Raw genomic sequence first — 19,778 nt, 5'->3', positions numbered from 1 at the left:
ACCGCAGGAAAACTGGACGACAGCCCAACGCGGCATCAGCCTGGGCTGAAGGCGTAGCATCGGCGTTATGACACCGAAGTTGCGCAGCATCCACCATGTGACACTGACGGTCTCGGACGTCGATGCGAGCCTCGCCTGGTTTCGCGACGTGCTCGGATTCGAGGAGCTCGCGCACGTGGAGCAGAACGGTCTCGACAAGGCGATAATGACGCGCGACGGGCTCACCGTGAGCTTCGTGTCGCACGGTGACAAGGCGATCGTCGGGGACTTCACGGAGCGTCGCGTGGGCCTCGACCACTTGAGCTTCGGCGTCGCCGAGGACGAGCTCGAGTCGTGGCAGGAGCACCTCCGGGAGCGCGGAGTGACGCAATCGCCCATCGTGAAGGGGCTGCGCGGGCGCGTGCTGTCGTTCCGCGGACCGGACGACATCGCGCTCGAGTTCTACACGGTGCCGTGACGCACGCTCGGGCCTGATCAGGTGTCGGGGAGGCACGCCTCGAGGGCGCTGGCCCACTCCGTGCGGCGGCTCACGACGAAAGCGAATTCCACGCCGGCGGCGGTCTGCACCTCGAGCGTGTTCGGGGCGAGCGGGATCTTGCCGAAGAGCTTCGTCCACGCCAGGCGCGTGCCGACGATGTCGGCGAGCGGGATGTCGGTGACGCCCGACTGCACGTTGAACCCGTGAGGTCGGAACACGAGCCGCTGGTCGGTGAGGAAGAGGTGGCCGCCGACAGTCTCCAGGCCGCGCTGCAGGTTCGCCCCACTCTTGCGCACGAGAATCTCGTCGGGGTCCAGGGCGATGTCCATGCCCAGAGTCTTCTCGATCGCGGCGAAGCCGGCCACCGAAAGAGGTGCCCATCCCCGTCCCTGCGCTCACAGATACCGTCGCCGCATCCGCCTTGTCAACGCCTATCCGGTGCGGCACGCACGGCATAGCGTCGGCAGTGCGACGCCGGTTCGCGTCGCCGACACCATCTTCGGAGGAAGACATGACACCCAAAGACACGCTTGAGATCGCCCCAGATGCGGGGCCCGCACGCACGAACCGCCAGAACGCGGAGCACGGGTTCAAGGCGTCCGAGCGACTCATGGACAGTCTGCAGAGAGTGCTCGTCGACCTGATCGAACTGCACCTGCAGGGCAAGCAGGCGCACTGGAACGTGGTGGGCACGAACTTCCGTGACACCCACTTGCTTCTGGACGAGATCGTCGAGGCGGGCCGGCTGGCGAGCGACCAGATCGCGGAGCGCATGCGCGCGCTGCACGCGATTCCGGACGGCCGGTCGGACGTCGTGGCCGCCACGACGTCGCTGCCGGAGTTCCCGCAGGGCGAGATCAGCACGACGGACGTCGTCGACCTCGTGACGACGGCGATCGAGTCGACGGTCGCCACCATGCGCGACGTGCACGACGGCGTCGACGAGGAGGACCCGACGAGCGCCGACGTGCTGCACGCCATCATCGAACAGCTCGAGCAGTTCGCGTGGTTCATGAGCGCCGAGAACCGCACGCCCCGCGCGAGTGCGAAGAGCTCGGGCTCAGGCTCGGGCTCGAAGGCCGCGGCGAGCACGAAGGACGACAAGTCGGCGGTGAGCGCGAAGAGCAAGAGCTCCGGCGGCAAGAAGAAGAAGTAGCCGGAGCCTCGGCAACGGGTCGTCGACGGAAGTCGGCGGCCCGTTTTCTCTGTGCCTGTCACGCTCGCCGCGCTTCCCCTGTCGCGAAGTGCTCTCGGCAACCGATTCCCAGCCGCACTTCGAGACAGGGGAACGAGATTCAACGGCGAAGAAGCGATGCTGAGTCCGACGAGATGCCCGCGCCGCTGCGCTGAACGGTCCAGACTTGAACGAGGTTCCGACCTCACGTTTCACCATCCCCGTCCGTCTCCCCAGTGATGACCATGAAGAAACCGTTCGAGCAGATCGTGTCGCAGAACGCGACCCTGGTGCTGCGCGTGTGCCGCGGGGTGCTCGGTCCGCACGCCGATGCCGACGACGCCTGGTCCGAGACGTTCCTCGCGGCGATGCGCGCCTATCCACGGCTGCCGGAGGACGCGAACGTCGAGGCGTGGCTGGTGACGATCGCCCACCGGAAGGCGATCGATGTCACGCGGGCGCGTCAGCGGCATCCGATCACCGTCGATGAGCTGCCGGAGCGACCGAGCACGCTCGGCATCCCCGGCGCAGGCGACCCGGAGCTGTGGCAGGCAGTGGGAGCGCTGCCCGAGAAGCAGCGAATGTGCGTCGCTTACCACTACCTCGGCGGTCTGCCGTATGCGGAGGTCGCGGGGCTCGTCGGCGGGAGCGCCGAGGCGGCACGACGCGCGGCGTCCGACGGGGTGAAGTCGCTGCGCGGCCTGCTCAGCGAGACGGAAGGAGAGCAAGCATGAACAGAGAGACGGATATCGCCTGCATCGAGCTGAGTGAGCGGTTCGCGTCCGCGGCCGACCCGTCGGCGGCACACCTCGATGCTCTGCGCGCGCGGCTCGCGGACCGCGCGGCGGCGGAAGGCCTGCTCGATGTCGCCTACACGACGATCGACACTCCCGTCGGTCCGCTGCTGCTCGCCGCGACGCCCACCGGCCTCGTGCGCGTCGCGTACGAGCGGGAAGGGTTCGATGCGGTTCTCGATGCGCTCGCCGCGAAGCTGAGCCCGCGCGTGCTGCGCGCGCCGAAGCGCCTTGACTCCGCCGCGCACGAGATGGACGAGTACTTCGCGGGCACCCGCACGGGCTTCGACCTGCCCCTCGACTACGCCCTCTCGCGCGGGTTCCGGCAGCTCGTGCAGCGCGAGCTGCCGCACATCGGCTACGGCAGCACGGCCTCGTACAAGCAGGTCGCCGAGCGCGTCGGCAATCCGCGGGCGGTGCGCGCGGTCGGCACGGCGTGCGCGACGAATCCGCTGCCGGTCGTGGTTCCGTGCCACCGGGTGCTGCGCACCGACGGTACGCTCGGCGGGTACGTCGGCGGCGCCGACGCGAAGACGACGCTGCTCAGATTGGAGAACGCCGCATGAGCGACGCCCTCATCACGGGAGACGACGGCCTCGCCCGACCGGCGTGGGCGGCCACCGACCCCCTGCTGCGCGAGTACTACGACACCGAGTGGGGCATGCCCGTGCGCGACGAGCGCGGCCTGTTCGAACGGCTGAGCCTCGAGGCGTTCCAATCGGGACTGTCGTGGGCGACGATCCTGCGCAAGCGGCCCGCGTTCCGGCAGGCATTCGCTGACTTCGAGCCCGAGGCGGTCGCGGCGTTCACCGACGCCGACGTCGAGAGACTCATGACGGATGCCGCCATCGTGCGCAACCGCGCGAAGATCCGTGCCGCGATCACGAACGCGAACGCGACGATCACGCTGCGTGACAACGGCGGCCTCGTCGACTTCGTCTGGTCGTTCCAACCGGAACAGACGCCCGCGCCGCGCACGCTCGCCGAGATCCCCACGACCTCGTCCGAGTCGATCGCGCTGTCGAAGGCCCTGCGCAAAGCGGGCTTCACCTTCGTCGGCCCGACGACGATGCACGCGCTCATGGAGGCGGTCGGCATCATCGACACGCACCTGGTGGGCAGTCACCGGCGCGGCAGCTCCGGCGTGTGGCCCGCCTGAGTCAGGCGAGCACGCCGGAGAGCACGCCGTCGATCACGCCGAGCGTGTCGTCGGGGCCGGTGACCTCGATGCAGCGCACCCCGAGCTGCTTCACGGGGTAGTCGTTGCCGTGCTCGTCGAGCCGGTCGCCGACGAACAGCATGTCATCAAGGCGGATGCCGCTCTGCTCGGCGAGCTGCCGCATGCCGTACGCCTTGTCGATGCCGGGGCGCGTGATGTCGATCGACGTCGTGCCGCCCGCGCGCACTTCGAGGTCGGGTAGCGTCGCCGCGACGGCGTCGCGCAAGCGCAGCCGCTTCGAGCCGTCCGGGTCCCAGGCGACCTTCGCGTCGACGGGCGCGCTCTGCCCCAGCGCCGAGAAGGTGATCTGGCTGCCGCGGTCCTCGAGGATCGGACCCCACGTCCGCTCCTCCCACAGCCCGAGTCCCCGCGCCGAGGATTCGAGGGCCGCGAGAGCGGCGCTTTTCTGCTCGTCGCTGAGCTCCTGCGCGTACACGCGGTGCCACTCGGCGTCACGGAAGCGGAAGTACTGCGTGCCGCACGTGGGCAGCAGGTGAAGCCGTTCGAGGAGCTGCGGCGTCGTGTCGCCGAGCCGGTCGACGAGCTGCGCCTGGAACTGCGCGAACTGCCCGCCCGAGATCACCGCGACCTCAGCCGCGTCCAGCAGTCGCCGCAGGCGCTCCGCCATCTCCGGTGACATCGGGCTCTTGGATGCCGCGAGCGTGTCGTCGAGGTCGAAGGCGACGAGCAGCGGCGTCGACGGGCCGTCGGACATGGTGAACTCCCCCGTGGTCTGGAACCGAGCGGCGGCGCATCCGCCGCGACTGCAGGCTACCGCACACCCGCGACCGCCTGCCGCAAGCGGTCCTTCCGCAACGGCGCAACCCGTGGAAATCGCGAGGCGAGCGGTCTACGGTCGCACCATGGCTGACATGACACCCGAAGAGAAGCGACACGACCAGCTCACGACAGCGCCGAACGCGACGGAAGAGGACGCCGCCCCGCGCATCGAGGTCTCGAAGACCGAGGACGGCACCACGCGCATCGACATCGCGGACACGGCGGCCGTGCGTCCCGGCGAGGCAGACGAGGAGTAGCGCCGGCGCGGGGACTCCGTTGCCGAATACCCGTTGAATCCTCTGCTGACGGACGGCTTGACTGAGTGGCAGTGAACCGTCAAGGAGCAGCGTGAGCGCCCATCCCAACATCCTCGTGATCATGTCCGACCAGTTCCGAGCCATGGCGGTTGGCGCCGTCGGGACGGATCCCGTGGCCACTCCCTAGTTGGATCGGTTAGCCGCGGAAGGAGCGCACGTCCCCAACGCGGTGAGCAACTATCCGGTGTGCAGCCCACATCGGGCCATGTTCCTCACGAGCGGCCTTCCTCACGAGAACGGCGTCCCGCTCAACGTCAACTCGGAGAGCGCGGAACTGGGGGTGGGTTTACGGGACGGAATGCCGACCTGGGCCAGCGTCCTCCGAGAGAACGGCTACCGTACGGGCTACATCGGCAAGTGGCATCTTGAGCCGCCGACCCCCGACGATGAGATTCATGGAGAAGGCCGGCGCGACGACGGCAAGGTGTGGGACGCGTACTCCCCCGTCGACCGCCGCTTCGGGTTCGACGACTGGCACTCGTACGGTGCCGCCGATAAGCACCTCCAGCCGCATTACTGGGTTCAGGATGCCGCCAGCAGCGAACGCACGGATGTGGACGCGTGGTCGGCGGAACACGAAGTGGATGTCGCAATCGAGCAGATCAGCGCCCAGGCGGCCGGCGACCTGCCGTTCGCCCTGATGGTCTCGCTCAATCCTCCCCACCAGCCGTTCGAAGCGGTTCCGGAGCGCTACCGTCACCGCTACGACGGCTTGTCGGAGCGCGAGCTGCTGACGCGCGACAACGTTCCGCACGGCAGTGCCGTCGCGAGCAAGGCCGCGGTCATCGCCCGCGACTATTTCAGCGCTGTCACGGGAGTCGACGACCAGGTCGGTCGTCTCATCGCCGCCCTCGACGCCACGAGGATCGCGGCCGACACGATCGTCCTGTTCACTTCCGACCACGGCATGCAGCTCGGCAGCCACGACGAGCTCTTCAAGAACGTGCCGTTCGAGGAGTCCATGCGGATTCCGCTCATCGTCCGCTGCCCGGGCATCATCCCGGCGCACACATCGACAGAGATGGTCACGTCGCTCGATTTCGCTCCGACGATTCTCGGCTTCGCGGGTCTCGAGACGCGGATCCCGGTGTCCATGCGGGGCGCCGATCGCTCCCCTGTTCTCCGCGGCGAGGCGGAACCCTCCGTGGACCCGGCCGCGACGTACTACCGGGCGCCATCGGCGAGCGATCCCGCCGATGTGCGCGGACTGCGCACGCGCACGCGCAAGCTCATCGCGTCGTGGGAGCCCGACGACAACCTCGTCCTCTCGGGCTTCGACCTGTCGGCCGATCCCTTCGAGCTCTGTGACGAGCCGGACACTCCCGCGATGCGTGAGCTCGCACACCGGCTGCTCGCGCGGCTCGACGCCGAGAACGACCCGTGGCCCGGCACCGGCCCGCTGCGTGCCCACGTCGGCGGCTGAGCCCCCGGGACTCAGCCGCGCGGCTGCTCCGCGAGTCCGACCCGTTCCCGCCACGCATCATGTACCCGCGACAGTCGCTCCACGACGTCGGGATGCCGCTCGGCGAGGTTCTTCGTCTCGCCGACGTCACCGTCGAGATCCCAGAGGGCGAGGCCCGCGCCCGGTTCGGTGTGCTCGACCTCGCGAACGTACCGCGCCGTCTCCGCATCGGCGTCGACCCAACTGAGCTTCCACCTTCCGTCGCGCACCGCCCACTGCCAGCCGCAGTCCCAGTGCAGCTCTCCGTGCCCGGCGCCGCCCTGCGCGGCATCCGCCAGATCTCTCCCGTCGAGGTCCGGGTCGGAATCCTGCCCGGCCGCGCGCAGGAACGTCATCGCGAGATCGAGAGAGCTGACGAGAGCATTGCTCGTCGTGCCGGGATCGGTCACGCCGGGCCAGCGCATGAGGTACGGCACCCGGATGCCGCCCTCCCACAGCGTGTACTTCGTGCCACGCAGCTTGCCGTTGTCGCCGTAATTGCACGTGGACCCGCCGTTGTCGGTGAGGTACACGACGATCGTGTCGTCCGCGATGCCGAGCGTTTCGAGTCGCCCGAGCAGCCGCCCGATCTGCGTGTCCATGAGCTCGAGCTGCGCAAGGTAGTAGCCGCGGCCGTCGGGCAGGTTCGGGCTGATCGCGCCGTCGTACCAGTCGAGGTAGTCGGCGGCGCCGGGATGCCAGTCCTCGAAGGCGGGAAGCCCGCGCTTCTCGCGCTCGTCGTCGGGCAGCTGCCAGCAGAAGTTGTGCACGGCGTTGAACGCGACCATCGCGAAGAACGGCTCGTCCTGATGCCGGGTGATGAAGTCGTCGGCGCGCTCGGCGATCTCATCGGTGAGGAACGAATCGACCTCGACCGGTTCCTCACCCGCCCACAGCGGCTGCACCGCCATCGCGATCGACGCCTCACCGTACTCGTCGACAGCAGCCGCCGAGTGCCGCAAATAGTGCAGGCGACCCATCGACTGGCCGGCGAGCCCGTAGAACGACTCGTCGAAGCCGTGGCATGGCGGAGTGCCGCGGTCCCCGGGGGACTCGGACCCGTAGTGGACCTTGCCGAAGTATCCGGTGGAGTAGCCGGCGTCACGCAATCGCTCGGCAATGGTGGGTGCCTCGCCGATGTCGGAGCTGTCGAACCAGGTCGCGCCCCAGCGCTGCTGGTACTGACCGGTGATCATCGCGGCGCGGGAGGGAGAGCAGATCGGCGCGGTCACGTACGCGTTTGTGAACGTCGTGCCGCTCCCGGCGAGCGCGTCGAGGTGCGGTGTGGCCACGCCGGGCGTGCCGAGCGCGGACCGATCCGCGTAACCGTGGTCGTCCGACACGATGAGCAGGATGTTCGGCGCGCGCGTCATCGGCAGTCGCCTTTCGTTTTCGAGGCCTTCGCGGGCGTGCCGTCCCAGTTCGGCGGCGTGAACGGGCCGAGCGGGTCGTCGCCGAGCGGAGCGACCTGGCCCGCACCGACGACGGGCAGCCGTGCGCCGTCTGCCAGCGGATCGGCGTGCCGCTGGAACCAGTCGTCGAGGCGCGCGCGCAGGCTCGACAGCTCCGCCGCCCAGGCGGGGTCGTCGATCCGGTTGACCCGCTCGCCAGGATCGTTCTGCAGGTCGTACAACTCGTGCGGGCCGAAGGGATGCCGGTGCACGTACTTGCGATCGCCCGTGCGGATCATGCGCACGGGGCCATACTCGTCGTGCACCACGACGGCCCGGCCAGGCTGCGGCTCGCCCTGCAGCAGCGGGGCGAAGCTCTGACCCGGCCCCGTCTCAAACGGCGCGGGGTCGAGCCCGGCGAGCTCGAGCAAGGTTGCGGCGAGGTCGTAGCCCGAGAGCAGGTCGTCCACGACAACGCCCTCCCGAATCTGGCCCGGCCGGGCGACGATGAACGGCACCATGACCGACTCGTCGTACATGTTCTGCGGGAACGTGCCGTTGCCCTTTCCCCAGATGCCGTGGTGACCGCAGTTGAAGCCGTTGTCGCTCGCGAAGACCACGAGGGTGTCACGGGCGATGCCCTGCTGGTTGACGGCGTCGAGGACGCGGCCGATCGCGGCATCCATCGCCGTCACGGCCGCGAAGTAGCCGATGAGGGCCTCCCGCGCGTCGGGTTCGCCGCCAATCGGGACGCCATCCACCGTCGGCTGCCACGGATGCGCGGGTTCCTGCGGGCACGACTCGAAGGCGCAGTCACGGTACAGCTCGGTGTACCCGAGCGGATGCTGCCCCGCGAATGGCTTGTGCGGCGCCGTGAAGTTCAGGGCGAGAAAGAACGGTTCGTCACCGCCGGCCGCCGTCTCAACGAAGCCGATCGCGTCCTCCGCGAACACGTCCGTCAGATAACCGTCGATCTCGACGGGCTCCGTATCGCGGTACATCGTCGCATGATCGTAGGGGCTGCCGCCGCCGTGCAACGCGAACCAATGCGAGAAACCGCGACGTGGTCGGTCACTCGCACCCAGATGCCACTTTCCCGAGAGTCCCAGGCGGTAGCCGGCGTCGGCGAGCGCGTCAGTGAAGGTGGGGATACTGCCGAGGTAGTCGACGCTGTCCGGTCCCGCGTGCGGACCGTCGAGGTAGTCGTGAACGCCGTGCCGGGACGGGATCTGCCCCGTGAGCAGGCTTGCTCGAGCGGGTGAGCAGACAGGCGAGACGCAGAAGAAGCGGCTCAAGCGCGTTCCGCACTCGGCGAGCGCGTCGAGGTTCGGAGTGCGGATCTCGGGGTTGCCGGCGCAGCCGAGCGCCCACGGGCCCTGGTCGTCGCTGAGGATGACGATGATGTTCGGATGCCGCTGGCCCATCGCAGCGGTCACCGCTCTGCCGCACCGACCGCGGCCCCCTCCAGCTGCACCGCTCCGCCGATTTCGGCTGCGCGGTAGCTGGCGAGAACGAGTTCCACGACGTGGCGCGCATGCTCAAGCGGGACAGCCGGCTCGGCGCCGTTCGCGACGGCGACGAAGTCCGCCATCTGCGCGGTGAACGCACTCTGGATGTCATCGGGGCGGGGCTCGCGCACGACTCGCCGCTTTCCATCCACCTGCACGCTTGTTCCGGCGCGAGGATCGGCGACGATCACGCCGCGCTCGCACACGACGAGGAGACTGTCGGCCCGCAGCGGAGGGTCCGATATGACGCTGATCGAGACGCCCACCCCGTTGTCGAGACGCATGGCGATGTTCCCGTCCGTCTCGACGGCCGAGTCAAAGCGGTTCACTGTCGAGGCGAACACCTCGACGGCTCGCCCCCCGCCAAACCAGAGGCTGCGGTCGAGGCAGTGTCCGCCAATGTTGATGAGAGCGCCTCCGCCTGCCATCTGGGGGGAGAAGAACCATCCTGACCGTGAGCCGGGCCGATAGTCGGTGCTGCGATAGTCCCGAATCAGGACCACGTCACCGAGCTCTGCGGTCTCGATGAGATCGCGTGCGGCGAGCTTGTCAGGCATGAAGTGCTGTATGTGGCCCACGGCGAGCGCCACATCCGCTTCAACACAGGCGGCCATCATCGCGTCGCAGTCCTCGAGCGTCGTGGCCATCGGCTTCTCGACGAGCACGTGCAGACCGGCCCGAGCGGCCTCCGTCACCATCGGCAGGTGAAGAGCGTGCGGCGTGTTGACGACGACACCGTCTATCAGCCCGCTGGCATACATGGCTCGATAGTCCGTGAACGCCGTTGCTCTCGGCGCCGTTGCGGCCGCCCGCTCGGCCGCCTTCTCGTCAATGTCACACACCGCGGTGATTGACGCTCCGTCGATGGCGCGTGCAGCCGCGACGTGGAAGTCGGCGACAGCACCGGCTCCGATGAGTCCAATTCGCATTGCTCTCCTTTGCAGTAGTCAGGCCTCGCGGATCGCGCCGCACGAGCGTCGGACAACGATTCGCGGGCGAAGTCTGATTTGATGAAGCGGGCAGTCGTCGCCCTCGACGAGTCGCCGGACGAGCACGTCGGCGGCCATTCGGCCGATGCGGTACTTGGGCGGCGAGACCGCAGTTAGCGGGACCTCGGCGAGATCAGCGGTCTCGTCGTCGTATGAGACGAGGGCGATGTCGTCGGGCACCGCGAGCCCCGCACGGCGCACGGCGCGTTCGAGGAGCGTGGCTTCGCGGTCACCGAAGACGAGGGCTGCCGTCGCTTCGAAGTCGCGGACGGCGCGGAACGCTGCATCTGCAGCATCCGCCTCCCACTCCTCCTTCCGCAGGGCGAACTCGAGCTCCGCGGGGAGACCGAAATCTGCGATGGCCCGGCGGTAGCCGAGAACGACGGCCGGTGCGGTCGGCGTGCGATCGCGCGTGAGCAGAGCGATGCGCTCATGACCAAGGGCGCGCAGGTGCCGCACGGCATCGTATGCGCCGCCCTGGTGGTCGGAGCAGACGTGCTCGGTGCGGTCTCCGGCGCCCGAGTCGATGAGGCTGCGTTCGAGGAGCACGACCGGCACCGGGAGCTCCATGAGGCTCTGGGCGCGCGCTGCCGCATCGTGGATGCCGGTCAGGGTGGGTACGAGCAGCATCCCATCGACGCCGGCGTCAAGCAGGAACTCGATGCTGCGGTCTTCTCGGTCGGGATCGTAGCGGTATGTCGCCAACTGGAGCGATGCTCCGACGGCCGACAGAGACTCCTCGATGCCCTGGAGCACACGCGGGTAGTACAACTGCGTGTCCGGGAGCAGTACGCCGACACGCTTGCGCACACGCTCCTCGCGGGCGGCGCGCGAGGCGACGAAGCTGCCGGCGCCCTGCCGACGAATCACGTAGCCCTGCATGACGAGCTCGTCGAAGGCCCGCCGAACCGTTGTGAGGGAGAGCCCTGTGTCGGCGGACAGCTGCTGCTCGGTCGGGAGCTTCTGTCCCGCCGTCCACGTGCCAGCGATGATGCCCCGACGCAGTTCGTCGGCGAGAGCTTCAAATTTCAGCCCGCGCACGTCGGCGTCGCGAATGGCGGCGGCTCGCGTCTTCGGCATCCGCGGTCCCCTCTCGGTGTACTCCTCTGATTCTGACGACGAATAAGAGAGGAATAAAGACCTAATGCAATGACGATCCCGCGGCGATCAGGAGGAAAGACGGAAGATTTGACGATTCCTGGTGGATTTTCTTTCAATTACCCATTGAATACTCTCCTCGCGACTTGTGAGAGTCGAGCGAACATGAGCGGCGAGGACGCCGGCTCTGCAACGTGAAAGGTGAACCAATGGCGAAGATCCGAGTTCTCTCCGCCCTGCTCTTGAGCGGCGCTCTCGCGGTCACGGCGAGCGGCTGCGCATCGCAGAGCAGCGGCGCAAGCGATTCATTGACCTACTGGTCGATGTGGAAGGAGGGAGAAGCCCAGCAGAAGGTCGTCGCTGCCGCGATTGCCGACTTCGAAGATGAGACCGGAATCACGGTCAACGTTCAGTGGCAGGGTCGCGACAACGTGAAGAAGGTCGTCCCTACACTCAACACGAACAAGACGCCGGACCTGATTGACGGCTCGTTCGCGAAGCTCGCTCCGATCCTTGCTGAGACGAATCAGGCGGCACCGCTGACGAAAGCGTACGACGCAGAAGTCGACGGTAAGAAGGTGTCGGATCTCATCCCGAGCGCCTACCTCAAGGCGGGCGAGCTGACCCTCGAGGGCGCCGACGCCCCCTGGATGCTGCCCTACTCGCTCACAAGCGACGCCGTGTGGTTCAATGCGGCGGAGCATCCGGAGCTTGTCGAAAAGGCTCCCGCGACGTGGGATGAGTTCATCGACACCCTCGACGAGCTGCAGGCGAAGGGAGAGACACCAATCGGCATCGACGGCGACGTCTCGGGCTACAACGCCTACTGGTACACGACGCTCATGATGCGCCTCGATGGTCCCGGCTCACTGAAGAAGATGGCCGCAGACGAATCGGGCGCGGCCTGGGAGTCCGCCGATGCGCTCACGGCCGCGAAGATGGTCAGCCAGCTCGCGACCGGCGACTATTTCATCGACGGGTACAACGCGAGCAAATGGCCCGCGCAGCAGCAAGCGTGGGCCGACAACAAGGCCGCGCTCATGTTCAACGGAACATGGATCCCGACCGAGACAGGCCCGTACGCCGCCGACGGCTTCGAATACTCGTCGTTCCCGTTCCCGCAGGTCGACGGAGGCCCTATGGCCCAGCGCGCCGACTTCGTCGGGTTCGCCGTTCCCGCTAAAGCGCACAACTCAGAGAACGCTCAGAAGCTCGCGGCTTTCTTCCTCGGCAAGACGTACCAGGACGACCTCGGCACAGAGGCCAAGATCATCCCGATCCGCCAGGACGCCGCGGTTAGCGATGAAATGAGCACGGTCAAGGCCGCACTCGACAATGCCGACGAGTTCTACCAGCAAAACGACGGCATCACTTTCCCCGGTTACACCGAGAAGCTGCTGTGGCCGGAGCTCGACAAGCTCGTCCTCGGCACCATTACACCGGAGAAGTTCATCGACGAGATGAAGGCCGGACAGATCGACTACTGGAAGCAGAATTCATGACCGAGACGGCTCGCGTCATCGGAGCCAGGCGCGCCGCCGGTTCGTCCTCCCCCTTGGGAGCCCGAACCGGCGGCAACGCCATCGACCGAGGGCGCAAGAAGCTCTTCGTCCCCTTCGTGGGACCCGCCTTTCTCTTCTACACGATCCTGTTCGTCGTGCCAGCGCTCTACGCGGTCTGGATCAGCTTCAACAAGTGGGCGGGCGCGGGACCCATGGAGTTCGTGGGGCTCAAGAACTACGTGCGCCTGTTCTCGGACAAGCTGTTCATGCAGTCGTTCGTAAACACGCTGCTCCTGCTGTTCGTGGTCGGTATCGCGATCTTCGTCATCGCGTTCGGCCTCACCCTCGTCCTGCGTGACATGGTCGGCCGCAAGATCGCCCGCTCGGTGATCTTCTTCCCGCATCTGGTGAACGCGATGATCTTCGGCGTCCTCGCCGGCTTCATCTTCAACCCTGGAGGGCTCGTCAACACCCTCCTCGGTGGTCTGGGCGTGACGGATCCGCCCGCCTGGCTCTCGCACCAGAACATGTTCCCGCTCATCATGGTGATGATGACGTGGATCACCACGGGGTATTTCACGACCATCCTCATGGCCGGCGTCGACCGGATTCCCCCGTACTACTATGAGGACTGTGCACTCGCCGGTGCGAATGCCTGGCAGCGCCTTCGCTACGTCATCCTTCCCCTCACGTGGGACGTCTTCGGCACCTGCGCTGTGCTCTGGACAATCTCTTCCGTGAAGATCTTCGAGATCATTTGGGTCTTCGGCGGGTCGACGGGACAGGGGATGCCGCCGACTCAGACGTGGACCACCGCCGTCTACACGTACGTCACGGCCTTCTCAGGCGAATCGATCCCCGCATACGGTGCGGCTACGGCCTCCGCTGTACTCTCCCTCGCGCTGGTATCCGTCCTCGTCGTCCTGCTGCGCCGCGCTCTCAAGCGTGACGCCGTCGAGTTCTAGGAGCAACACAATGACCATGACAGAGCTGACGCCGACCGCTGTCGCTGTGGCGCCGCCGAGCAAGCGCCCTCGGCGGCCCAGAAGGCGCGCCGCCATCAGCCGAGACCGCAGCGTCTTCCGCGGCATCGGACTCGTGCTGCTGTGGCTGTTCGTCGCCCTCAACATCGGCTGGATGGTGTGGATGGTCATCCAGGCCTTCCGCGACACCCGCTCGATCCTCAGCGATCCGTGGGGAATGCCGAGCTCACTCGACTTCTCCAACTTCGTCACCGCGTGGACCGTGGGTGACTTCGCCACCGCCACCCTCAACAGCGTCGTCACCACGACCGTCTCGTCGGTGATTACTGTGGCCATCGCGGCACCAGCGGCCTACTATCTCAGCCGCGTCGACAACCGACTCACCCGCTCGCTCACGATGTACTTCGTGCTCGGGCTCGGCATCCCGGCACAAGTGATCCTGATCCCGTTGTTCGTGATGCTCAACGAGGTCTACCTGACCGACAGCCTCATCGGTCTCAACATTGTCTACGTCGGCGTCTCGATGCCGTTCACTGTGTTCCTGCTCACGGCGTTCTTCCGCTCGCTCCCCCTCGAGATGGAGGAGGCGGCGGCGCTTGATGGGACAACGGCATTCGGAACGTTCTGGCGCATCACCCTGCCCCTTGCCAAGGGCGGCATCGTGACGGCGTTCGTACTGCAAGTCATCGCCCACTGGAACGAGACTCTCCTCGCGCTGACCCTTCTGCAGTCGACCGAGAAGTACACGCTGCCCGTCGCGCTCATTTCGTTCATTCAGCAGCAGACGTACTCAGGCGCGGACTGGGGCGGCCTGTTCGCGGGCCTGTGCATCGTCGTGATTCCCATGCTCGTGATCTATCTGTGGCTCGGGCGGCGTCTCACGGAGGGCCTGACTCTCGGCATGGGCAAGTAGCGTGGCATCCGTCAATGGCCGGGAGCGGCCGAACATCCTCCTGGTCATGGCGGACCAGCTCGGCGCCCACGTCCTCGATCGTGACGCGGACTTCGTCGACACCCCGAATCTCGACCGGCTCGCCGCGAACGGCGCCGTCTTCGATCGCGCGTACGTGAGCTTCCCGCTTTGCGTGCCGTCCCGCGCGAGCATGCTCACGGGTCGGATGCCGCACGAGATCGGCATCGCAGGCAACGCGCCGAGCTCCCGCAGCTTCGAGGATGAGCCCGGTGCCAGGACCGACAGTCTCGGACATGTGCTGCGCGACGCCGGCTACACCACCGCGTATGCCGGGAAGTGGCATGCCACCCAGGCGAGCGCGCCGCCGGACGCCGGATTCGATGTGATCCGGCCGTTCGGCGACGCGGGCCTCGCCGAGGCGTGCGCCGCATGGCTCGGCGAGAGAAACGGCGAGAAGCAGCCCTTCTTCCTGTGTGCATCGTTCGACGATCCGCACACGATCTGCGAGTTCGCGCGCGGGCAGCCGATGCCATACGGCGACGTCAGTGCGGTGGACGTGCGTCAGGCGCCGCCGCTGCCCGCCAACTTCCAACCCGCGCCTTTCGAGGCGGAAGCCGTGCGCTTCGAGAAGCACGCGGCGCAGAACGTGTACGGCACACGCGAGTACACCCCGCAGGACTGGCGCACCTATCGGCATGCCTACCGGCAGCTCGTGGAGCGGGCAGACGCCTACCTCGGACGTATGCTTGACACACTCGACCGGAGTGGCCTCACCGAGTCGACGCTCATCATGTTCACCAGTGATCATGGCGATGGCGACGCCGCTCATCAGTGGAACCAGAAGACGGCTCTGTTCGAGGAATGCACTCGCGTTCCACTGATCGTCGCTGGTCCCGGCGTCACGCCGGGGCGCCGCACCGGGCTCGCCTCCGCAAGCCTCGACCTGCTGCCGACGGTGGCGGCCGCTGCGCGAGCCGTCGTTCCGGATGGGCTGAGCGGTCGGATGCTCGACCTCGCCTCAGATGCCGAGGACGCTGACCGGACCGTGGTCGTCGAGACGCTCTTCGAACGACCGAGACCGCCTTTGACGCACGGCCGTGCCCTGTACGCAGGCCGCTACAAGTACACGGTGTACAGCTGGGGCCGCCATCGCGAGCAGCTGCACGACCTCTCGACCGATCCCGGAGAACAGCGCAACCTCGCCGTCGAGTCGCGCTTCGACGACATTCTCGAGCAGATGCGCCACCGCCTGCTCGCCTGGTGCCGGGACTCTGATGACCGCACGTTCCTCAAGCGGCTCGTCCTCCCCCGAAGCATCGACGCGTCGATTCGGGACGAGATCTTCGCCGTCCCGTACTGAGGCAATCCCTCTTGAATCCTTCCGTCACCGTCCGATGAGCTACCTGTCACAGTCACAAGGAGGTACTGATGGAGTTCACCAGACGGGGTGTGCTTACCACGGGTCTGATCACTGGCGGCGCTCTCGTGCTGCCGACCGGCGCGTCCGCCGCCGAGGCGGCAGAGAAGCTCACCGACATCGAGCGTCGCGCCGAGAAGCTGACGCCACCGATCTTCCTACTCGAGAGCAGGGTGCCAAAGCAGTTTGACACGGGCAAGGGGTCAACGCTTGAGATCTCGGGTGCGCGAGCGAAGGTCGGAGCACATAGTCTGCATTGGGTGCACGCACCCGGTGCGGTTCTGACGATCAAGGAGAAGGTTCACTACCGCGCGAGTGGGTACACCGCGGGAGACGACCAGGCCTGGATGGGTACCGTCGGCACCTTCAGCTTCTGGGTCTACAACGCGAAGCCGAGTTCGGAGCCACTCCGGGTGGAATTCGGGCGCGGCGCGAACGCCGACTGCTGGTTCGATTTTGGCCTCGACTTCACCGGCTGGCGGACCTGCTGGGTTCGCCTGGGCTACGACACGGAGGGAACACCGCACACGGCGATGAACCGCGTGCGGTTCATCGCTCCCCAGCGCACCGGCGAGCTGTTCATCGACCAGGTCATCCTGAACACTCCCATGCGACCCGACCATCCCACGCCTGACGACCAGGTGCCGAACGTGCAGCCGGAGATCGCGGACGCCGACAACTACCATTGGCTCGCCCTGCGCGAGTTCCGCGCCAACCTCGAGTCTCATCCGCTCGAGCCCGCCCCGGCCAGCGACGACCTGGCGGTCGTGCGAGAGCGGCTCACGGCAGCCCTTGCGGGAAGGCCGAAAGTGACGGCCGATGCCCTGGCCACTCTGACGGACTCCGTCGAGGCGCTCGGCGTGCCGGCGCGCGACGGCGCGGGTGCACCGAAGGAGCCTGGCTCGTTCATCAACGGCTACCAGTCGGCGATCTGGCCGGCTGAGCTGCGCGCCGACATCTCGACCTTCGCCTCGCTCGTCCAGCTGCGAGCGTTCACTGACACGATGTTCACCGTCGCACAGGCTGCCCGTGCTGCGCGTGACCAGGGCGCCGGCACGGCAGGAGACTTGTCTGAGCTGTACGTGCGCATGCTCGTGCATCTCGAGGACCAAGGATTCGCGGCCGGCAGTTCGCAGGGCACGATCCACCACATCGGGTACCAGTACAGGGGATTCGCGAACTCGCTCCTCCTTGTACAGCCGATTCTCGAGGAGAAGGGACTGTGGGAGCGGGCTCGAGCGAACCTGGCATGGTTCTTTGGCCTCGGCCGTCTCGTGCCGGACTTCGCGGATGCCGCTCACTACGGCGGACTGGTCGACGTGCTCAACACGCTCCTGCAGGGAATCGCAATCGTGGGACTCACGGCTCCGACGGCCGCCGAGCAAGCGACGGTGCTCGCTGGCCTCACCCGGTGGCTCGATCGCGCCCTCACCTACTCACCAGGGCTTGAAGGCGGGTTCAAGCCCGACGGCACGATCTTCCACCACATGGGTCCCTATCCCGACTACGCGCGGGACGCGTTCGTCGGCATGGTGCCCGTGCTCGCCCTGTTGCACGGAACGACCTTTGATATCGGTACCGCCGCTCGTCGCATTGTTCGAGCCGGATTGCTCACGCAGCGATTGCACGCGAACACGACGCAGTGGCCGCTGTCGCTCACCGGGCGGCATCCGACCGGCGTCACGGCGCTCAACGTCACGAGCTTCCAGAAGCTCGCCGCCGTTCCGGGACCTGACGACAGTGGAATATTCGATGCGGAGGTCGGAGCCGCCTTCCTGCGACTGCTGCCCGCGAACCCTAGCAATGCGCAGAAGAATTTCGCGGCCAAGCTCAAGGACGCGGGCATTACTGCCGAACCAGCTCCGACAGGGCATCGGCAGCTCGGCTACGCGGCGGCGGGGCTTCACCGACGAGACGAGTGGCTCGTCACCATCCGGGGCCACAATCGCTACCTGTGGTCGACCGAAATCTACGACGGCGCGAACCTGTATGGCCGCTACCTCACCTACGGGACCGTCGAGATCCAAGCATCCGCGGACGCGCTGGGCCAGATCACGCACGCGGCAGGGGGATTCGAGCAGCCGGGCTGGGACTGGAACCGGATGCCGGGAGCGACGACGAAGCACCTGCCCTGGTCCGAGCTGCGTGCCGATCTCGAGGGCACGATCGAGCAGATGGTGCTGACGCGCTCGGCCTTCGCCGGCGCGGGCTCCTGGAAGGGCGAGCACGGCGTCTTCGGCATGCACCTCATGGAACATCCGTTCTTCGATGCGAGCCACACGGCCAAGCTGTCGCGATTCAGCTTCGACGGCATCGTCATCGTGCTCGGCAGCGACATCTCGAACAGCGACAGCGGCCGAAACACTGAGACGACGCTGTACCAAGTGCGCATCGCCTACGGAACGGCCACAGGCGAGGACTCCACGCGAACCCTCGCGAAAGGCGAGGTGCTCGTCGATCCGCTCGGCAACGGCTATTACCTTGCAAAGGACCAGAAGGTCCGCACACTGTCGGCCGAGCAGACGGCTCCCGACCAGTCGGGGGCAAAGACCGCCACGGCGCCGTTCGCGACGGCGGTCATCCCGCACGGCGCGGCGCCGGACAAGGAAGCGTACGAATACGCGATCCTCGTGCAGGCGGGGGCGAAGAAGGCCGAGTCGTTCGCCGCCGCGATGGCGACGGACGAGCCGCCGTACACCGTGCTCCGCCGGGACGGCACCGCGCACGTCATCGCCCATCGCGACACGGCAATCACGGCATCCGTCTGCTTCGAACCAGTCGACGATCTTCCCGGCGTCGTCACCGGCGCCGACACACCATGCCTGCTCATGGAGCGCCCGACCGACCGTGCGCTCGAACTGTCGGTCACCGACCCGGACCTGCACTTGTACGAGGGCGATGACGCCGACCAGTTCGATGCGAAGGGCCAGTACACCGGACGCATGACGAGCTACTCGCGCCCGTGGCGTCGCAACGACAGCGCGCCCTCGTGGGTCACGCTCACTCTCGACGGGGTGTGGTCGTGTGACGCGGACGACGTCGAGGTTGATCCCTCGAGCGGCACGACGACACTGAAAGTGCGGTGCCAGCATGCGGCATCTCGCGACCTCACGCTCATGAGGGGCTAGCGGATGCCGCGGCGCCGCCGGACCGCTCGCGCGCGGTCCGGCGGCGTCACGCCGGCCTCCTTCGGAGCGAACGCACGATGGGTTTCTCATCCCTGTCGGGGGAACCAACAGCGCGCCGACGCCCATGGAGTTCGTCGCCGGTGCCGTCAATGCCTGCATCGCGGTCGTGATCGAGACGGTCGCCTCCGAGCTCGGAATCAGCGTGCACGCCATCGAGACCGGCTCCAAAGCCCACATGGATGTCCGTGGTTTCTGAGGCACTGCTGAAGTGTCTCCACACTTCCACGACTACGAACTCACGCTCCGCGTCCTCGCGACGGCACCGCGTGAGGCGCTTGATGATCTTGCTCGCGAGTCTGAGAAACGCTGCCCCGCCATCAACCTCGTGCGCGATGCCGGCGTCCCCCTTGTCATCCATTGGCAGTTCGGCAATGTCAGCGATGACGTCGCATGACCGAACACGGCAATGTTTCACTATGTGACTGGGGATGCTTGAGAGATCTTCGCTCTCGCATCTAGCCTCGTGCACAGAATCACGAGTCCCAACATCACCTGATCGGTTGGGCGGCAACCCCCAGAGCTGTAGTGGGGTGCCCAGGGAACGATTCGGCCCGTACGTTCGCGCGGGCAAGTCCGGCTAGGGGTG

The 19,778-nt window shown here is 66.8% G+C and carries 19 protein-coding genes, 1 pseudogene and 1 riboswitch; of the genes and pseudogenes, 14 read left to right on the top strand and 6 right to left on the bottom strand.

Features of this window, described 5'->3' with window-relative positions:
• The first annotated feature begins 67 nt into the window (after positions 1 to 67).
• Complete coding sequence (locus BLV49_RS07030) at positions 68 to 457, top strand: VOC family protein (RefSeq protein ID WP_091181900.1); 390 nt, start codon at positions 68 to 70, stop codon at positions 455 to 457.
• Positions 458 to 474: 17 nt separating this feature from the next.
• Here BLV49_RS07030 and BLV49_RS07025 read toward each other — a convergent pair whose 3' ends face one another.
• Positions 475 to 807 carry a GRAM domain-containing protein gene (locus BLV49_RS07025; RefSeq protein ID WP_091186916.1) on the bottom strand — a complete coding sequence of 111 codons (333 nt, stop codon included), beginning with the start codon at positions 805 to 807 and terminating at the stop codon, positions 475 to 477.
• Between the two features lie 182 nt (positions 808 to 989).
• Between BLV49_RS07025 and BLV49_RS07020 the strand changes: the two are divergent.
• The 4 genes and pseudogenes from BLV49_RS07020 to BLV49_RS07005 form a co-directional block, all read left to right on the top strand.
• A pseudogene (locus BLV49_RS07020) lies at positions 990 to 1,517 on the top strand (Dps family protein); the annotation flags it as partial.
• A 374-nt stretch (positions 1,518 to 1,891) separates the two neighbouring features.
• Positions 1,892 to 2,386 (top strand): RNA polymerase sigma factor, encoded by a 495-nt coding sequence (locus tag BLV49_RS07015; RefSeq protein WP_434061453.1) that lies wholly within the window; start codon positions 1,892 to 1,894, stop codon positions 2,384 to 2,386.
• Positions 2,383 to 3,012 (top strand): methylated-DNA--[protein]-cysteine S-methyltransferase, encoded by a 630-nt coding sequence (locus BLV49_RS07010; protein WP_091181890.1) that lies wholly within the window; start codon positions 2,383 to 2,385, stop codon positions 3,010 to 3,012. Before BLV49_RS07015 ends, BLV49_RS07010 begins: the two co-directional genes overlap by 4 nt.
• Complete coding sequence (locus tag BLV49_RS07005; RefSeq protein ID WP_091181887.1) at positions 3,009 to 3,605, top strand: DNA-3-methyladenine glycosylase I; 597 nt, start codon at positions 3,009 to 3,011, stop codon at positions 3,603 to 3,605. The genes BLV49_RS07010 and BLV49_RS07005 overlap by 4 nt, the downstream gene beginning before the upstream one ends.
• Position 3,606: 1 nt before the next feature.
• Here BLV49_RS07005 and BLV49_RS07000 read toward each other — a convergent pair whose 3' ends face one another.
• Complete coding sequence (locus BLV49_RS07000) at positions 3,607 to 4,380, bottom strand: HAD-IIB family hydrolase (protein WP_091181884.1); 774 nt, start codon at positions 4,378 to 4,380, stop codon at positions 3,607 to 3,609.
• A gap of 148 nt (positions 4,381 to 4,528) precedes the next feature.
• On the opposite strand from BLV49_RS07000, the gene BLV49_RS16720 reads away from it, so the two are divergent.
• Both BLV49_RS16720 and BLV49_RS06995 read left to right on the top strand, forming a co-directional pair.
• A complete protein-coding gene (locus BLV49_RS16720; protein ID WP_143033989.1) occupies positions 4,529 to 4,702 on the top strand; it encodes a multidrug transporter in 174 nt (57 codons plus the stop codon).
• Between the two features lie 187 nt (positions 4,703 to 4,889).
• Positions 4,890 to 6,185, top strand: coding sequence for a sulfatase family protein (locus tag BLV49_RS06995; RefSeq protein WP_091181881.1), 1,296 nt, complete (start codon positions 4,890 to 4,892; stop codon positions 6,183 to 6,185).
• 11 nt (positions 6,186 to 6,196) lie between these two features.
• Here the strand turns inward: BLV49_RS06995 and BLV49_RS06990 are convergent, their stop codons facing one another.
• From BLV49_RS06990 to BLV49_RS06975, 4 genes are read right to left on the bottom strand one after another with little or no spacing between them, the layout of a single operon-like run.
• Entirely contained in the window at positions 6,197 to 7,576 is a 1,380-nt protein-coding gene (locus BLV49_RS06990; RefSeq protein ID WP_091181878.1) for a sulfatase family protein, read from the bottom strand.
• The gene (locus BLV49_RS06985) at positions 7,573 to 9,030 is read right to left on the bottom strand and encodes a sulfatase family protein (RefSeq protein ID WP_245723564.1); all 1,458 of its coding nucleotides are present in this window, start codon (positions 9,028 to 9,030) and stop codon (positions 7,573 to 7,575) included. Before BLV49_RS06985 ends, BLV49_RS06990 begins: the two co-directional genes overlap by 4 nt.
• Entirely contained in the window at positions 9,027 to 10,031 is a 1,005-nt protein-coding gene (locus tag BLV49_RS06980) for a Gfo/Idh/MocA family protein (RefSeq protein ID WP_091181873.1), read from the bottom strand. The genes BLV49_RS06985 and BLV49_RS06980 overlap by 4 nt, the downstream gene beginning before the upstream one ends.
• Before the next feature lie 18 nt (positions 10,032 to 10,049).
• Entirely contained in the window at positions 10,050 to 11,171 is a 1,122-nt protein-coding gene (locus BLV49_RS06975) for a GntR family transcriptional regulator (RefSeq protein WP_091181870.1), read from the bottom strand.
• Positions 11,172 to 11,398: 227 nt separating this feature from the next.
• Here BLV49_RS06975 and BLV49_RS06970 point away from each other — a divergent pair, with 227 nt between their 5' ends.
• The 7 genes from BLV49_RS06970 to BLV49_RS06940 all read left to right on the top strand — a co-directional run bounded on the left by BLV49_RS06970 (position 11,399) and on the right by BLV49_RS06940 (position 19,586).
• Complete coding sequence (locus BLV49_RS06970) at positions 11,399 to 12,691, top strand: ABC transporter substrate-binding protein (RefSeq protein ID WP_091181866.1); 1,293 nt, start codon at positions 11,399 to 11,401, stop codon at positions 12,689 to 12,691.
• Positions 12,688 to 13,656, top strand: coding sequence for a carbohydrate ABC transporter permease (locus BLV49_RS06965; RefSeq protein WP_091181863.1), 969 nt, complete (start codon positions 12,688 to 12,690; stop codon positions 13,654 to 13,656). The genes BLV49_RS06970 and BLV49_RS06965 overlap by 4 nt, the downstream gene beginning before the upstream one ends.
• A 10-nt stretch (positions 13,657 to 13,666) precedes the next feature.
• Positions 13,667 to 14,587 (top strand): carbohydrate ABC transporter permease, encoded by a 921-nt coding sequence (locus BLV49_RS06960; protein ID WP_245723563.1) that lies wholly within the window; start codon positions 13,667 to 13,669, stop codon positions 14,585 to 14,587.
• 1 nt (position 14,588) lies between these two features.
• Complete coding sequence (locus BLV49_RS06955) at positions 14,589 to 15,947, top strand: sulfatase family protein (RefSeq protein WP_091181861.1); 1,359 nt, start codon at positions 14,589 to 14,591, stop codon at positions 15,945 to 15,947.
• A 68-nt stretch (positions 15,948 to 16,015) separates the two neighbouring features.
• Positions 16,016 to 19,132 carry a chondroitinase family polysaccharide lyase gene (locus BLV49_RS06950; RefSeq protein WP_091181858.1) on the top strand — a complete coding sequence of 1,039 codons (3,117 nt, stop codon included), beginning with the start codon at positions 16,016 to 16,018 and terminating at the stop codon, positions 19,130 to 19,132.
• A 124-nt stretch (positions 19,133 to 19,256) separates the two neighbouring features.
• A complete protein-coding gene (locus tag BLV49_RS06945) occupies positions 19,257 to 19,388 on the top strand; it encodes a hypothetical protein (RefSeq protein ID WP_091181855.1) in 132 nt (43 codons plus the stop codon).
• A 12-nt stretch (positions 19,389 to 19,400) separates the two neighbouring features.
• A complete protein-coding gene (locus BLV49_RS06940) occupies positions 19,401 to 19,586 on the top strand; it encodes a hypothetical protein (protein ID WP_091181852.1) in 186 nt (61 codons plus the stop codon).
• A 77-nt stretch (positions 19,587 to 19,663) separates the two neighbouring features.
• Positions 19,664 to 19,772, top strand: a riboswitch (SAM riboswitch).
• Positions 19,773 to 19,778: the final 6 nt, after the last annotated feature.

The sequence above is a fragment of the Paramicrobacterium humi genome (assembly GCF_900105715.1).
Taxonomy (GTDB): Bacteria; Actinomycetota; Actinomycetes; order Actinomycetales; family Microbacteriaceae; genus Paramicrobacterium; species Paramicrobacterium humi.
Note: the sequence above shows the minus strand (reverse complement) of the source record. Positions and strands in the feature narration are given on the sequence as shown.